The organism is Acinetobacter sp. ANC 4169 (genome assembly GCF_002135355.1).
GTDB lineage: Bacteria > Pseudomonadota > Gammaproteobacteria > Pseudomonadales > Moraxellaceae > Acinetobacter.
The window spans coordinates 60,963-77,775 of record NZ_NEGE01000002.1; the positions used below are offsets into that span (position 1 = coordinate 60,963).

At 37.5% G+C, this 16,813-nt stretch carries 15 protein-coding genes; 9 read left to right on the plus strand and 6 right to left on the minus strand.

Annotation, left to right across the window (positions count from 1 at the left end):
- Positions 1-9: 9 nt before the first annotated feature.
- Positions 10-774, plus strand: a complete 765-nt coding sequence (locus B9T26_RS01735; protein ID WP_086198092.1) for an alpha/beta fold hydrolase — start codon at positions 10-12, stop codon at positions 772-774.
- Between the two features lie 41 nt (positions 775-815).
- On the opposite strand, the gene B9T26_RS01740 is transcribed toward B9T26_RS01735, so the two are convergent.
- The 6 genes from B9T26_RS01740 to tssH are packed head-to-tail and all read right to left on the minus strand — an operon-like array spanning position 816 to position 8,380.
- Complete coding sequence (locus B9T26_RS01740) at positions 816-1,772, minus strand: M15 family metallopeptidase (RefSeq protein WP_086198093.1); 957 nt, start codon at positions 1,770-1,772, stop codon at positions 816-818.
- Complete coding sequence (locus B9T26_RS01745) at positions 1,769-2,335, minus strand: hypothetical protein (protein WP_086198094.1); 567 nt, start codon at positions 2,333-2,335, stop codon at positions 1,769-1,771. The genes B9T26_RS01740 and B9T26_RS01745 overlap by 4 nt, the downstream gene beginning before the upstream one ends.
- Positions 2,336-2,358: 23 nt before the next feature.
- Positions 2,359-3,165, minus strand: coding sequence for a type IVB secretion system protein IcmH/DotU (icmH, locus tag B9T26_RS01750; RefSeq protein WP_086198095.1), 807 nt, complete (start codon positions 3,163-3,165; stop codon positions 2,359-2,361).
- 11 nt (positions 3,166-3,176) lie between these two features.
- Complete coding sequence (tssK, locus tag B9T26_RS01755; protein WP_086198096.1) at positions 3,177-4,541, minus strand: type VI secretion system baseplate subunit TssK; 1,365 nt, start codon at positions 4,539-4,541, stop codon at positions 3,177-3,179.
- A 5-nt stretch (positions 4,542-4,546) separates the two neighbouring features.
- Positions 4,547-5,677: a type VI secretion system protein TssA gene (tssA, locus tag B9T26_RS01760; protein ID WP_086198097.1), complete on the minus strand. Its 1,131-nt coding sequence runs from the start codon at positions 5,675-5,677 to the stop codon at positions 4,547-4,549.
- 36 nt (positions 5,678-5,713) lie between these two features.
- Positions 5,714-8,380 (minus strand): type VI secretion system ATPase TssH, encoded by a 2,667-nt coding sequence (tssH, locus tag B9T26_RS01765; protein WP_086198098.1) that lies wholly within the window; start codon positions 8,378-8,380, stop codon positions 5,714-5,716.
- A gap of 366 nt (positions 8,381-8,746) precedes the next feature.
- Between tssH and B9T26_RS01770 the strand changes: the two genes are divergently transcribed.
- The 8 genes from B9T26_RS01770 (at position 8,747) to B9T26_RS01805 (ending at position 16,765) form a co-directional block, all read left to right on the plus strand.
- Complete coding sequence (locus B9T26_RS01770) at positions 8,747-9,451, plus strand: hypothetical protein (protein ID WP_086198099.1); 705 nt, start codon at positions 8,747-8,749, stop codon at positions 9,449-9,451.
- A 15-nt stretch (positions 9,452-9,466) separates the two neighbouring features.
- The gene (tssB, locus tag B9T26_RS01775; RefSeq protein ID WP_086198100.1) at positions 9,467-9,970 is read left to right on the plus strand and encodes a type VI secretion system contractile sheath small subunit; all 504 of its coding nucleotides are present in this window, start codon (positions 9,467-9,469) and stop codon (positions 9,968-9,970) included.
- Positions 9,963-11,444: a type VI secretion system contractile sheath large subunit gene (gene tssC, locus B9T26_RS01780; RefSeq protein ID WP_086198101.1), complete on the plus strand. Its 1,482-nt coding sequence runs from the start codon at positions 9,963-9,965 to the stop codon at positions 11,442-11,444. The genes tssB and tssC overlap by 8 nt, the downstream gene beginning before the upstream one ends.
- A gap of 65 nt (positions 11,445-11,509) precedes the next feature.
- Positions 11,510-12,013, plus strand: coding sequence for an Hcp family type VI secretion system effector (locus tag B9T26_RS01785; RefSeq protein WP_086198102.1), 504 nt, complete (start codon positions 11,510-11,512; stop codon positions 12,011-12,013).
- A gap of 81 nt (positions 12,014-12,094) precedes the next feature.
- Complete coding sequence (gene tssE / locus B9T26_RS01790) at positions 12,095-12,571, plus strand: type VI secretion system baseplate subunit TssE (protein ID WP_086198103.1); 477 nt, start codon at positions 12,095-12,097, stop codon at positions 12,569-12,571.
- Positions 12,572-12,582: 11 nt separating this feature from the next.
- Positions 12,583-14,391 (plus strand): type VI secretion system baseplate subunit TssF, encoded by a 1,809-nt coding sequence (tssF, locus tag B9T26_RS01795; RefSeq protein ID WP_086198104.1) that lies wholly within the window; start codon positions 12,583-12,585, stop codon positions 14,389-14,391.
- The gene (gene tssG / locus B9T26_RS01800; RefSeq protein ID WP_086198105.1) at positions 14,355-15,350 is read left to right on the plus strand and encodes a type VI secretion system baseplate subunit TssG; all 996 of its coding nucleotides are present in this window, start codon (positions 14,355-14,357) and stop codon (positions 15,348-15,350) included. Before tssF ends, tssG begins: the two co-directional genes overlap by 37 nt.
- Positions 15,347-16,765 carry a hypothetical protein gene (locus tag B9T26_RS01805; RefSeq protein WP_086198106.1) on the plus strand — a complete coding sequence of 473 codons (1,419 nt, stop codon included), beginning with the start codon at positions 15,347-15,349 and terminating at the stop codon, positions 16,763-16,765. Before tssG ends, B9T26_RS01805 begins: the two co-directional genes overlap by 4 nt.
- Positions 16,766-16,813 lie beyond the last annotated feature (48 nt).

Here is a 16,813-nt window from a genome sequence, read left to right on the forward strand (position 1 = left end):
CCCAAAGCCATGATTTTAAATCACCAAACTCATCACAATGAAGGCACAACAGAAAAAACACCACTCGTTTTTATTCATGGTCTTTTTGGTAGTTTAAGCAATTTAGGCATGCTGGCACGTGCATTTTACCCATCACATCCGGTCATTCAGCTGGATGTACGTAATCATGGTCATTCAGCACATTCAGCAACCATGAATTATGCCGTGATGGCACAAGATATTTTAGAAACCTTAGATGCCTTGAATATTCAGAAATTTTCCCTGATTGGCCATTCAATGGGGGGGAAAATTGCCATGCAACTGGCCAAAAGTGCCGCTGAGCGATTAGAGCAGCTGGTGGTTCTAGATATGGCACCATTTGCGTATCAAGAAAGTCATCACGAGCAAATTTTCAAAGCTTTATTTGCCGTCAAAAATGCCCAGATTGAAAGTCGCCAACAGGCGACCCAAATTATGCGTGAATATTTACATGAAGAAATGGTGATCCAGTTTTTAATGAAGTCCTTTAATAAAGGGCAATGGTTATTTAATGTCGATGCATTATTTCATCATTATTCAGAGATCTTGGATTGGAAGGCAATCCAGCCATGGCAAAAAGAGGCACTGTTTATTCGTGGCGGTAAGTCGGCTTATATCAGTAAAGATGAACATTTTAGTGCGATCAAGCAGCAATTTCCGCATGCCAAAATTCAGGTGATTGAGGATGCAGGCCATTGGCTGCATGCTGAAAAAACGCAACAGGTTCTGGATGAAATGAACCAATATCTAAACTAAGTTCTTATGCGCAGAGTAGCTGTCAGATTTTAATCTTACTGTTACTCAAAAGCTTCATTGCCATGCTCGGCTAACAGTTGACCTTCAGCAGTTAACTGTTCAGCCATTACAGCTGTTTTTCTAAGTCCGGGCATGCGATATTCACTATGTCCATAATCTTGAATGGAGGTCCAGCGGCCACCCCAAGTTAAACCGACCGATTCAGCAACTGTTCCATAGAGTTGATAACCTTGCATTGCCCAAGGATCCCGTTCCGAAATAATCACTTTACCGTTACGCTTAAATGCAATATCGGCAGCTAAGCCAAATTGATGATAACTTTGAAAAGCTTTGGCACGGGTAATATGACTATTTCCAGCCAGGGAATTCTGGCGCTCTGGACTACGATAACCCTCTAATAAAACCATCTCATAACCATAACGTTCTTGCATGATTTTAAATACCATTAATAAACGTTGTTTATAACGTGGATTCATTTTGTGCCATTTACGATCGGCGGATAGCAGGTCGGTATAGGAATGTTGCCTGTGCACACCTTCGATACCGGGATTAAAAGCCTCAGCCTGAACACTAGATTCAATATCTCTTATAGAATTTACCGCTTCTTCAATTAATGATTGTTCCACTTCGGCGGGTGGTGAAAGAATTTGCCCATCGAGTAGGGCATAAATTTGCGGATCAACTTCTCTTAAATAATTGGCTTCAATTTTGGTCGGGTTTATGGGACGGGTAAAAGCAAAAATCAAGATGCTGGAAAATAGTAAAAAACCTGCAACAAGAATCCACCATTGCTGTAAATGCCACTGCGACTGCAGTTGTTCAGGTGCAGCAGCATCATTTAACTGTTGAGTAAATTGTTTGGCCGAATAGAATTTTTCCTTACTTTGTGAAATAAGGATGAAAAAGAAGTTTTGTACTTTAATGCGTAAATCATAAGAAAATAACCATGCCAGACTACAAGCTAACAAGATAAAACCAGTAAAAATAACAAGAGTCATGGAGATACGGCGTTTTCTGGGGGGATGACTGGTGTTTTAGTCTCAGAGATTGTTATAGAAGCTTGCGGTAATTCATTTGCTTCAACTTCTTTTACTGCATGTTTTATCGAAATTTCAGGCAGATTTACAAGTGTAGGCTTCGGGGTAGAAACGGGTACTTCGGTTTTTTTTATTGTTTTATCTACCGCCTTGTTGTGGGATGAATGCTGCTGTGACCGAACTTGGCTGTGCATAGTATTCTGATGTTTTGCTACTGACTTTAATTGAGTTTGATGGGTAAAAATTTGGCTTAAATCACTCTCTTGTGGTTGAGGAAATTCAAGAGGATGATCATCCTCATTTTCTTTCTTTCCCAAGACATCTTGCTGGGAAAGATAGGCGTTGCTAGATACAGAGTGACTCTGAATTTCTTGATGATCTAAACTGTTTAAATAGCTATAACCCAAAATAGCACTAAAAATAATGCCGGCACAAAAGCCTAAAATTCCATAACACACTGCTGAATTAGATTTCTTTTTTTCAGGCTGAAATATTCTTAAAAAAGTAGGTTTTGGATTTGCCATTTGCTAATTTTCTTTTTTGAATTTTAGGGTAAATGAATCGTGATATAGGCTTGTTCAGCAGGCTGGCTAATAATGTTCTGGTAAAGCGCTAATGATTTATCATTCTGATTTGAAAGCATAAAATTCAAAGATATAAATGACAGTAAAGCAAAAAATACCAAAAATATTAAAATCCAGAAAAAGGGCAATTCACGATGAATGATATGTTTAATTTGATCAGGCAAAGCAGCAAAGGGTGAAAAAGAGGCTTTTTTGCCTTTTAAAAAGTCAATTTCATCGCCAACTCGTGCCACCAGATGATTTAAACTTTGTATAGATTCAATTCGAAATTTGCCGTGAAAGCCCAGTAGCATACAATAATGAAAGACTTCTAATGCGGCGAGGCGATCTTTACCCTGACGGCGAAGTGATTCCAAAATTTCAAAAAAACGATAACCCGCCAGTTGAGAACCAAAAAGGCTTAATTGTAAGGGACTGATCATCCAGTTATTTTGTAACTCAAAAAATTGCGCATCCTGTTGCGTTACAATAGTTTCATCCAGTAATGCGCAATATGCATATTGTGCGTCATGAATATCTTCTGCTGAAAATTGCAGTTTTCTCGCCTGATTTTCAAAACAATTTAACAGATTTAAAATTTTGTCCCGAAAATCATCTGGATGGGCCGGAATATATTGATTCTTCAGTAAAAAAACCACATAGAAACCATCATGCAATAAATCAACAAGATTAGTTGCATTCGTCACTTTAGTTTGAGTTGCGGTTGGGTTTAACCCGAGGCCTATTTGGCCATCATCAAATAGTGAAGGCGCAGGGTTATTGACATTCATATATTGGCTCCTTAGCTATTGATCACGGCAATGACATCAACCGAAATATCCTGAAACCCGGCCGGGATATAAATACAAATCGATTCAGCATCCAGCATTCGCTGATACAATTCATTGTTTGGCTCAATTTCAAAATAACTGACACCAGAGCGTACCGGAATTGCGGTTGGAATTTGCATTAAGTGATGTAAAGGAATAACTGGCAGAGCAGCAACAACACGTTGTTCAACATCCACGGAATTACCAACTTTAAAGCGCAGTGGTACCAATTGAACCAGTTCATGGCTTTGCATCATGCCACTCGAAACCGCAATATAAAGTCGCGTGTCACGGGTAATTTTGTCGGACTCCAGACTTCCAATCCAGTAGGATGGACGCGCTTCTTTTAAGGCAATGCTGATATAGCGATTAGAAATAATGGTATCGAGTAAATCACGTAAAATGGCATCGAGCTGTGAAAAGCTTTCCTGTAAATGATGATGCTGATAATGAGGCAATTGATCCACTTCATATGCCGTAGAAAAGGTGAGCAGTGATCCTGTTAAACGGAGTAATTCAAAGAATAATCGTTCCGGATGAATATGTGGATATTGTAAAAGATGATTCAGGGTGGCATATGCGGTATTTAAGGCATTGACTAACCAGAAAGAAACGATATCTCCTGAACGAAATTCAATGAGTTTTTGCTCATTTTCACGATTGTTGCTTTGAATGGTTTTAATTTTCGCCTGAATTACATTCAAGCTACGTTTTAAAACTGACATCAGGCTTGCAGAGGCATCAATATGCAAGATGGGTGGAATAAACTTAGCATCGAATTCAAAATTTCCCGAACTTTGACGTTTAACTTTTGCCACCGCTAAATATAAGAAGCCATCTAGCTCATGATTGGGTTCAATCCCAGATTCAAGTAGTTTAAACTCTGCACGGCGTCTTAATAAAGTGATATCTGCCGCTGTCGCATCGGTAAATAAATCATGTGTTTCATTTAAATGTGAGTGATAGCGGCCAGGTTGGTGACTATTGTGACAAGATACATTCGGTTTATTCGGTTGTATCATCGATAAAGCCAAATAAACCGTCATTTCTCCACGTAAGGTTAAATCATCCAGCTGAATCGGTTCGGGTAATAAATCACGAGCTGGCGCTTGGTAAATCTCGCCATCTTGCCAGAGCATTTCCACTTTTTCTAAAGCCAGCACATGGGTACTTAATTGCACTTCATCAAATTGAATGGATTGGACACCATAAGCGAAAGGAATGGTGGAGCGTATAGTGTGATTTAAGCGCTGTTCATGATAGGCATCTTGTAATTGAAAATGCTGCGGACGTAAAAATAAGCCTTCGCCCCAAAGAATTTTTTCTGCTTTAAACATTAAATTTACCAATCGTTATTTGTGTTATGAATATTGTTTTGTACACCCAAAATTTCATGTACTGTCTCTAAAGGATTTTCGTTTTTAATCACCTGGCTTAGCCATTCATGTAAAGGCATCTGACTCCACTTAATGGTTTTTTGTAGCAGATAACTGACCGGACTATGTGGCTCATTAAGTTGAAAATAATCGGCAATCTCTTGTAAAAGCTGCATGGCTTGTTCACGATTAGCCAAATGATTTTGCGCTTGTGGCTGAAATTTTTGTGCACTGGTTATGGCTGTGCTGCCTGTTCGGTCAATAGCTGAGTGTATCGTTTCAGGTGAAATGGATATACCAGTGAGGGGATTTGAGGGAGTTGTCATTGCTGCTACTGGATTAAAGGCATCAGTTTTATAGATTTTTTTCAGACTGCCATGAATGGATTCCAGCTGAGCATCAATAGCTGCAAAACTTGGAGCATCTAGGCCCATTAAACCATCAAGCACATCTTTTAAAATATTCCACTGCCTTAAAATTTCTAAAAAGGCTTGGTAATTTTGATATTGAAAAGATTTTGAACTACTCAATAATGCCTGTTCAAACTGCTCTATCGAGGTATCAGCATAAAGGTTGCTGTTTTCTTCGCCCTGCTTACGGCGTAAATTTTGATGATGCAATATACCGTCATAGTCCATTAAACAATAAAAAGGCGAAGTATCTTCTACAAGTGAGATATTCTTAATCAACACGGGCAGCTGATTAACCAGTCCTTGCAATAAGCCTAGACGCTGATCTAAATCGCCATCTTCAATTTCAGGGTATAACCACACCCAGAAATGACTTAAGCTACGTTGGGTTAATTCCAAACCTTTGGCTACACCATCAAAACCATACAGCTTGGACCATGCTTCAACCAGCCAGCTATATAATCGAATATCTTTGGTTTTTTCAGTTAATAATTCAGTAGATTGGGTATGTACAAAACCCCAATCGGCCTGTTTGGGTTGTGCAATCCAGTCACCTTGATCTAATCGTGGATCATCCTGAATTCTTGCTTTTTTAATTGCATGAAATTCATTGGAGAGAGAACAGTCCATTCCACAAGGGGCTTCATCTGAAATTGCCTTTAATAATAATTCGAGTTCTAAACTCATGTTCTGCCTTTCTGATTTTTTAAAAGTTTTTATAAATTATGTTTCAGTGACTCTGGTTTTTTGAGTACGTTTTTTTGTTGTTTTTATTACAGGATCGAGCTGATAGAAAACTTCATCGTTTTGAACATCAATAAAGATGTGTTTTGGCATTTTTTGTTCCGCTAGACACACTAAAATTTGTGTGGCTAAAGCAGGTAATACTGATGAATTAAGGATGTTATCGACATTGCGAGCGCCACTATCAACTTCAGTACAACGGCTGAGCAGTAATTTAATCAGATCTTCGTTATAAGTAACTTGAGTCGTGTATTGTTGTTCTAAGCGTGCAGTAATTTTATTTAATTTATGCTTGATAATACGAAGCAGTAATTCATCATGCAAAGGGAAGAATGGCACGATTCGCATACGACCTAAAAATGCCGGTTTAAATTGTTTGTACAAACTTGGCTTTAGAAGATCAATTAATTTCTCTGTTGTTGGCCATTGCTTAACTGCTGAGTTTAAGCAGGCTTGCATAATGCTACTTGAACCCACATTAGAGGTTAACAGGATGATGGTATTTTTAAAATCAATGAGACGACCTTCACCATCTTCAAGCATGCCTTTGTCAAAAACTTGATAAAATAATTCCTGAACATCACTATGGGCTTTTTCAATTTCATCCAATAAGACCACACTATAGGGATTACGACGTACCGCTTCAGTTAAAATACCGCCTTGACCATAACCGACATAGCCAGGAGGGGCGCCTTTAAGCGATGAAATAGTATGAGATTCCTGATATTCAGACATGTTGATGGTAATCAGGTGAGATTCACCACCGTATAATTCATGAGCCAGTGCTAAAGCGGTTTCTGTTTTACCTACACCACTTGGACCCACCAATAAGAATACCCCTTGTGGCTTATTGGGATCTTCAAGTTTGGCTTTAGCGGTTTGTATACCTTGAACCAGTTGATGTAAGGCATCATCCTGTCCCATAACTCGTGCTGAAAGCTTATCTTTTAAAGTCAGAATTTGTGTAATTTCATCATTGGCCATTTTTCCCACAGGAATTCCGGTCCAATCAGAAATAATTTCATGAATAATCTGCATATTCACGCGTTCAAAAACCAGCGGAGTTGTACCTTGCAGATGAGCCAGTGCATGACGAAATTGAGCAATATCTGGATTTGACTGACTTGAAGTATCTTGATGTTCAATTTCTTTAATCTTGTTTATCAGCTGTAGTTCTTTTTGCCATTGAACTTGTGTATCACTGATTTCCTGAGCTAATGCAGAAATTTTAGCCTTTAGCTCAATGATGCGTTCATGGTGAATCGGCATATTCTGCTGTTCTTTTTCTAAAATATCCTGTTCTAGATTCAGGTTATGCCACTGTGCCTGTAATTGATCTAACTTAACCGGTTGAGCAGTTTGGGTTAATCCAACTCGGGCAGCTGCGGTATCTAGTACACTGATGGCTTTGTCTGGAAGTTGACGACCACTGATATATCGATGAGAGCTATGCACTGCCGCAATAATTGCGTCATCATCAATTTGAACATTGAAGTGTTGGGTCATGACAGGAATCATGGCGCGTAACATATCAATAGCAACAGTTTCAGTTGGTTCTTCCACCTTAACCACCTGAAAGCGACGACTGAGAGCGGCATCTTTTTCAAAAAACTGCTTATATTCAGCCCAAGTCGTTGCTGCAATGGTGCGTAATTCACCACGTGCAAGCGCTGGTTTAAGCAGATTGGCCGCATCGTTTTGTCCAGCCTGACTACCCGCACCAATCAAGCTATGGGCTTCATCAATAAATAAAATAATGGGATGGCTAGAACTCTGAACTTCCTGAATGACCTGCTTTAGACGATTTTCAAATTCACCTTTAACACTGGCACCTGCCTGTAAAAGCCCCATATCCAGGATATGTAAATGAACATTTTTTAAAGCATCTGGAACTTGGTTATTCGCAATTTTCACAGCCAAGCCTTCCACTACTGCGGTTTTACCGACTCCAGGATCACCCGTTAAAATTGGATTATTTTGACGACGGCGCATGAGAATATCCAGCATCAGGCGAATTTCAAACTCACGGCCAATCACTGGATCAATTTCACCTTTTTTTGCTTTTTCGGTTAAATCAATGGTGTACTGATCTAAAGCAGGGTTTTTTAATATCTGTTCGGATAACTGCGTGTTTTTTATGGTCTCGGAATGAGTTGCATTCAGTTCCGATGCTTGTTCGATACTTTGTGTACAGACATCTAAAAAAGTATGTTTCATTTGATCTATTGGGAATAATTCAAATAAGCAAGAAGCACGGATAGCGATTTGATTAAGATCTGATGCTGTTAATAATGCCACCAGAAGATGACCAGTTCGAATCAAAGGTTTTTGTTCTGCCGAGGCTAATAACCAGGCTTGTTCCAATAAACGCTCGATTGATTTTGCGAAAATAGGAGTACGCGTATTGCCCTTAGGCAATTGTGTAATACTTTTCTTTAAATCATCCATTAATCCATGGCGTGATATTTTGTAGTTTTCCAATAGCAGTTGGATATCATGAATTGAATGATTATGTAGAATTTCTAAAAAAAAGTGTTCAATTTCTATTTCATAATTCTGTTGAGCCATGCAGCTATTTGCCGATTTTTCCAGTGCTATACGAGCACAAGAAGATAATTTTGTAATTAAAATTTTTAAATTATTCATATCACACTCAACATCTGTAAAGAACTTCAGTTTTTATTATGTTTATATACTGAAATATCCTGATTTTATTATTTTTAAATTTTATTTATTTAAAACAATGTGTTATTAATTTTTTATAAAAAATATGTGCACATAATACACATAATTTTTATAAAATTAAAAAAAATATCTGGTGTTTTTTACATAAAAAAACAATAAAAAGTATGATTTCACATTCACTCCCTGTTGACTTAGGGACGTTATTTTTTGTTAAATCTGCACATGGATGAAAAGTCAAAATAATAAATTAAAGACGATAAAATCATTTAATGTGCTTAAACATATACTAATAATTAAATTTATAACTAGAAAAATTAGAGGCATCTTTTGAATAAATATAAGCTTTTTTTACCTTTGCTGGTCATGCTATCGATCAGTCTATTCACATTTGCGAGCGAAAATAATATCGAACTCAAAAAAGCTTGCATTAAGGATTATCCATTAATGGGCGATGAAACCGATCCAGACTTATTAAATATTTATCGTCAGATATGTGATAGAAAAAATAAAAAAAATATTGAATTGAAAAATGAATTATCTATTCAAGCTGCTCAAAGATTTCAGGCCTTGGGTAAAAATCTAAAAGTTTTGCAATTAGTAGATGACTTGCGTAAACAGAATATTCAGCGTAGAGAATTGACTGATTTGGCTTTTCTGGCTGGGGTAGGAATTGCCGAGAATAATTTACAGCATATGCGTAATCATGAAATGCGTTATCTGAATGCAGAAAGTACTTATCCTGCAGCAAAAGAATTGTCCGATCATATTCATAATGCACTACCAGAACCTGATACATCTAATGCTAAAGCTGTCACTGCAAACAGCATCAGACTAAAATCACGCGTGAAAACCACATTGAATACAAATCGTACCGCAGATAAAGCCCCATCATTAAGCCGTCCCAAAAGTGTCAATTTACAGAGCAAAATAATTAAAACCTCTGCACGGAATACTATTGCTGCAACAAAACCGCAAGGTAACAATTCTATAACTTTGGGTACAAGCCCATTTGCTTCATTTAATAAGAACTAAAATAGGATAGTCGTCATGGCTAAACGTGAAAGTGTACAAAAGAAATTACAACGCATTCGTCCACCCCGTGTACAACTAACTTATGATGTAGAAGTTGGCGATGGCAAAGAAATAAAAGAGTTGCCTTTTGTGGTTGGGGTATTAGGTGACTTTTCAGCTGCTTCAGAATTAGAAAAGACCAAATTAAAAGATAAAAAATTTATCAATGTTGATTTGGATAACATTGATGAGGTGATGCAATCGCTGGCACCACGTGCTGCTTTTCAGGTTGAAAATACCTTGACCGAAGAAGGTGGATGCATGTCCGTGGATTTAACTTTTAATGCAATGCAAGATTTTCGTCCCGAAAATGTCGTACAGCAGGTAGATCCCTTACGGAAGCTGGTTGAAGCACGAGAGCGTTTAACCGATTTGCGTAACAAGATTTCAAATAATGAACGTCTTGAAGACTTGCTGGATGAAATTTTAAAAAATACAGATCAAGTTCGGAAGCTAAGTGTGGAGGCAGAACATGAGTAATTTACTAGCTGCCACTGCCACACAAACTGATGTTAAAGAATTTACTTTGCTGGATTCAATTATTGAGCAAAGCCGTATCGCACGTAATGAGGAAGAACATGATCGTGCAAAAAGCCTGATTGGTGAATTGGCCAAAGAAGTCATGGCTGGAACAATAACTGTTTCCGAAAATATGACCTTGTCGATTGATAAACGAATTGCAGAAATTGATGCCCTAATTTCCAAGCAGTTAAGCAAAATTATTCATCATGAACAGTTTCAAAAAATTGAATCAACCTGGCGTGGCTTATATTATTTTTGTCAGGAAACACCTTCTCATTCTTTAATTAAAATTCGCATGCTCAATACCAGCAAAAAAGAACTGATTAAAGATTTTCAGGGGGCGACAGATTTTGATCAGAGTACGCTGTTTAAAAAAATATATGAAGAAGAATATGGCTCATTTGGTGGTGCACCTTATGCCACATTAGTTGGTGATTTTGAATTTGACCGTACGCCATCCGATATGTATTTGCTGGAGCAGATTTCCCATGTTGCTGCAGCAGCGCATGCACCTTTTATTTCTGCAGCCAGTTCTAGCATGCTGGGCCTAGAGTCATTTACTGATATTGATCGCCCACGTGATGTTTCTAAAATTTTTGAAACTGCTGAATATGTTCAGTGGCGTTCATTTCGCGAAAGCGATGATGCCCGTTATGTGGCATTGACTATGCCACGCGTATTGGGGCGTCTGCCTTATCATCCTAAGGATGGCACTGCGACTGAAGGGTTTAACTTTATAGAAGAAGTTACTGGTCAAAACCATGCTGAATATTTATGGATGAACGCAGCATATGCCTTTGCGACACGTTTAACCAATGCTTTTGATATGCATGGGTGGTGCGCAGCCATTCGTGGCGTTGAGGGTGGTGGCCTGGTTGAAGGTTTGCCAGTACATACCTTCAAGACCAACGATGGTGAAGTGGTATTCAAGTGCCCAACTGAAATTGCCATTACCGACCGTCGTGAAAAAGAACTCAGTGATTTAGGATTTATCCCTTTAGTGCATTGTAAAAATACCGATTATGCCGTTTTCTTCGGTGCTCAATCGGCTCAAAAACCTAAAAAATATGACAGCGATAGCGCAAATGCCAATTCAGTATTATCCAGTCAAATTCAATATATTATGGCCGTTTCACGTATAGCGCATTATTTAAAAGCCATGATGCGTGACAAAGTGGGAAGTTTTGCATCTGCGGGCAATGTGGAAGCATTCTTAAATGAATGGCTATCAAAATACGTTTTGTTAGATGATGGCGCATCACAAGAAGCTAAAGCACAATATCCGCTTCGTGAAGCTTCAGTAAAAGTTGTAGAAAACCTGGCCCAACCTGGGCACTACAAGTCTGTGGTCTTTTTGCGACCACATTTTCAATTGGATGAGTTGTCGGTTTCATTGCGACTTGTTACTGAGTTACCTCAGTCTTCTAACTAAATAACATGTTTAATTAGAATGCAATTTTATAATAATTTAAAAATAAACCAGGAAAATATAAAAAAATGAAAGATATATACGTACAATTTCGAGGCAAATATAAAGTTGATGGCGAATCACGTGACGCCGAGCACAAAGACTGGTTGGAAGTAAATTCTTGGGCACACAATATCCGCCAACCCAAATCTGCGACATCTTCAAGTGTAGGTGGCCATACTGCCGAGCGTGTTGAGCACTCAGACATGCTTTTTGTCAAAGATTTAGATGCTACAAGTCCAAAACTTTGGGAAGCATGTTCTGCCGGTTATACCTTTGACGAAGTTCAAATCGATTTTTACCGAGCCAATGGCGATAAGCGTATTAAATATCTTCAAATTAAATTAAAGCATGTACTTGTCTCAAGCGTTACCCCAAACGTGAATGAAGAAGGTGTGCCCACTGAATCGTTTGGTTTGAAATATGCTGCCGTAGAATGGACCTATAACCAGCAAGATATTAATGGCACACAAAAAGGTGCTGTCACCAAGAAATGGTCACTTTCTAATAATACAGCTTCATACGCTGCATAATGGACTGAACCCAATAGTGGCCAACTGCCGTTGGCTACTATGAATCATTTTTAATTTTCATTATTAAATAATAAAAAGAACATGAATTTAGATCAATTATATCCCTATGGCTTTAAAAAGACTTTATTCGACCTCTTATCCGCTGAATCCGAACAGCATGCCCGGGGGATTTCACTTCAGCAATTACGAGAGTCTGTAGCCTCGGATTTAGAGGATTTGCTGAATAGTCGTATGGCGCTGTTGGATGGTGTAATTGATGATTTTTCTTTAGCAAAACAGTCTGTTTTGCAATTTGGGATTATTGATTTTGTTGGATTATCTACGGCCAATCCCATCGATCGGGATAAAATTTGTCAATCTATCGAACAATCAATTGCTGCGCATGAACCGAGATTAAAACAGGTTAAGGTCACCATGTTATTTGATGGTCATAATATGGGGGCATTGTCTTTAAGTATTCAAGCTTACTTAGACATTCAGCCTTTATTTGAGCCGGTTATTTTAGATGTTTTACTGAAACCAACCACACAACAATATGTTATTTCCTCCAGATCTTAAGTGGGTTTGCTGTGATTGAAGAACTGTTACCGTATTATGAAAAGCAATTACAAGAATTTGGGCAGCAATCGCGTGAATTTGCACAAAAATATCCAAAAATTGCTCAACGCTTATCCCTCAATCAAGAGCAAGTTGATGATCCGCATATTGAGCGTTTGATTCAGGCTTTTTCCTTAATAGCTGCGCGTATTGATAAAAAATTAGCCGACAGCTATGAGGTGTTTACCCGCTCATTATTTGAAGTGATGTTTCCTCAGTATCTTAAGCCATTTCCTGCATGTTCAGTGGTCAGTTTTGAAGATACAAACAAGTTAAAACAGCTGACTGAAGTACATGAAATTCCTAAAGCGACTTCGTTAAAGTCACGCAGTTTTAAAGGTGTACAGTGTGAATTTACCACGACACAGCCTGTTCGATTATTACCAATCGCTTTAAATTATTTGGATTTTAAAACCCATTCTGATGCACATATGCATTTAAATCAGAATGCGACACTCAGTTTAAGTTTTGAAATGTATCAACCTAGTCTAAAGCTGTTGATCAATGAAAATTTACCGATTTACCTTGATGCTATTGCAAATTTTCCTTTGCAGGTCTTGGATAGTATATTTCATGCCAGTACAGGATTTTCATTAAAAATTGGCAACCGTATTATTGACATTGCTAATCCATTTACAGTCATGGGATTTGCTGAATCTGAAAGTTTATTGCCGATTGATCAGCATACGCATCATGCTTATCGTTTATTGATGGAATACTTTTGTTTTGCTGAAAAATTTAATTATCTCAATCTTGATTTGAGTTTCTTGGAACATTTAGCAGCGAAAGATACCGAATTTGAGATCTTGATTCATTTTAAATTGAATTTAAATGATCAGGCCTGTATTCGAAATTATAGCGAGCTGAATGTCGCAAACTTTAAACTGTTTGCAACCCCAGTGGTGAACTTGTTTTATAAACAGGCAGAACCGCAAAAAATAAACCATAAACAATTAGAATATCCATTGCTCACCGATGCACATCATCCTGAATTTTATCAGTTATATTCAATAGGGAAGATGAACATGATTCGGGAAAAAAGTAATCAGGATCAGATAGTTGTTCCAATTTTACCCTTTTTTGCCATGAGTCATTATCACCAGCATAGTGAGCAATATTTTTATAGTTTACACCCTACACAACTACAGAATAATTCAGTTGGAACCTATTATTCCATTATTTCCAAATCTTTGTCGCCACATAGTACCAGGGCTGATTTTATTAGTGCGCAATTGCTTTGCTGCAATAAAGACTTGCCGTATGAAGTCTTAAGTCAGGCCAAAAATGTTCTGAATTTAAATAATAGTCATCTTGCTCGGCGAGCACTGATTCTTAAGCGACCGACCAAGCCTTATTACTTTGAGCAAAATAAAAAAGAACAATGGCGCATAATTTCTCATTTATCTTTAAATACTTTGTCGCTGATGAAAGGGGATGCCATTAGTCATATTAAGGAACTGTTAGCACTTTATAATTTGCCTAAATTAAAAGAAAACCAACAAATTATCGATGCCATTAAAAAGATAGATTTTTCTTTGACCCAAAAATTGGTTGAAGCCCAACCTTTTCCCTTATTTGTCCGGGGCATCAAAGTGAATTTGCTCATAGATTCACAAATTTTTAAAGGACATAGTTTGTATATTTTCACTCAACTTTTAAGTCATATTTTTAATTTAAAAGTACAAATGAATAGTTATGTTGATCTTGTGATCTGTGATTCAAATACCCAACAGGAGTTATACCAATGCGTGCAGAACGTTGGTGGCAAGAAGCTTCTGTAATTGATGATCTGATTACAACCCCGACAGCTTATGAGTTTATTCAGGCAACGCGTTTGTTGCGTCATGCCCCATATCCATCTACAACCCAGTACTGGGCGAATGATTTTAAATTTTATAGTTCTTTAAATCTTAATTTTCCCGTGACTGAGATTGAAAGCTTAAGCTTGGATAATAAATATATTCAGATCACTAATCTAATGATGGGTTTAACCGGTATACAAGGCGCTTTACCTTATAGTTATACCCATAAAATTAAACAAAGCCGTCGTCAGCAAAAACAGGAAACGCTTCACTTTTTAGGCTTATTTAATCATAAGCTGACAGCACAATATGTCGATGCGAGTCTGGCCTATTATTTGCCTATACGTTATGAAATTGAAAGGGAAAATGATTATCTGGATATTTTGCATGCCTTAAATGGTTATGTCAAAACACAACAGAATCAGCCTGAATTGGAAGATTATTTTGCTGAATTTTCGGGTTTAATGCAGGGCCAAAATAATACAGCCTATGCTTTAAAAACTATGCTGGCTTGTATTTTCAAAACTGAATTTGTCATAAAAGAGTGGGTGGAAGAAAAATTTAAATTAGAGGATGCACAAAAAACAAATTTAGGCGGTTTAAATGCCGGTTTACTCGGAATGAATACCTTTTGTGGCGAAAGTATCCGTCAAATGGGTGGGAAAATAGAAATTCAGATTGGCCCATTATCTAGAGCTGATTATCTCAGCTTTTTACCTCAGCAAAAGATGAGTGAAAAATTAAAGAAAATACTTTCGACTTGGTGTAGCCCAACGATGATGGTTGATTTGCGTTTAATTTTAAAAAAAGAAGATATTCAGCCCCTTTGCCTGGATTCAAGATCAGAACAGGGCTTGGCCCAAGGTGCGTTTTTAATGCCTAAACGTAACGAAGCTAATTCAGAGACCTGTTATGCATTATTGGGAGACATACAATGAATAAGCTGATGCTGGGAACTTTTAGCGGTATCTTTCTATTGCTGGGTATGGTCATTATTTATTACTGGCGTGATATTCAATATGATCCCTCAGCTCTAGATTTGGTCTCATACTTTTTTATTTTACCTGTCCTTGTATCTTTAATTTTGCTTGCGCCATATTTCATTTATCAGGCTTATCCGGCATACATACGACGTAGAGAACAGCGAAATCGAGCCTTATTAGAACAGCAGCAATTAAATAAAGCATACACAGACAAGGAGCCCAAAGTCGAAGAAATTAAATGGTTTAATTTAAATGTCTTTTCGGCATTTGCATGCCATGCATTTGGTGAAAATGAAACAATTATAGAGGGGCTAGAAAATTTTAAAACACCGGGATTGGATTATCACTTGGAAAATAGTTATGGTTTACCTGTTTTATCCTACAGGATTCAAAAGCTTGATCATATTTTAGAGTTAGCAGATGATGAGCAGAATGAAGAAGATGAAGCAGGTCGCGTAGTACGTATAAAAGCTTTAATTCAACAACAATTAGAACAACAAACTGAAATCTTATCCCAAGTGGCTGAACATTTAAAACAATCTGCATTATTTTATGATAGTGAACTGGCTTATCAATATCGGATGCATTCTGCATGGAGCACCCTCGATGCTCCAACCAATGATCAAGATGATCAGGACATTTCAATTGAGCAAGTACCACGTCTAAATCGACTTAATATTCATTTCTTGTTATCAGACAACTTATTACAGGTTTGGGATGAACATTTAACTCAGGAAATAGTGCTTCATTTTATAGAATCATTGGGAATTCTTTCGCAGCAAATACATCTGCAGCCGCATTATATTGCCCAGCAAAACGCTTATACATACTGGCTTAAATTATTAGAGAAAATTTCAGCACAAAGTGATCAATTTTCATTGCTCATCAATGTTGATTCGGAAATTGACCAAACATTGCTGGATGAAAAAATGTGGCTGAAGGATGATTATTTGGCAGCAGAATTTTCATCTAGCTGGTGTGTGGCGGCGGCAGATGTGAAGATCAATAATATAGAGGCCATCAAGATAGTTAAAGTTGCGAGTAATGTAGATGATTTAGCTATTTGCCTCAATCAGGCGATACCTCGTCTTACAAAACAAATTCAACAAGAACAGCCATTTGTATTAGTTTTAGATGATGTAACGGATATAAAAAGCATTAAAAAAAATAATCAGAAATTTGCCCCCGCTTTAATTGAACCCTATCATTTTTTATATACCAAACTAATGCTGGGTCATACACAACATCTGGCAAAAATTTTTGGCTTTATGTTGGGTATGCACTTGCCAGATGAAATGACTGCAATGATTTACAGTAGCGATCAAGTTTCAAGCTATGCTTTTTTTCAAACTAACATTGCAGAAAATTAACTTGAAGTACTCAGTACTCAGCATTTAAAAATGAATAAAAATGAATAG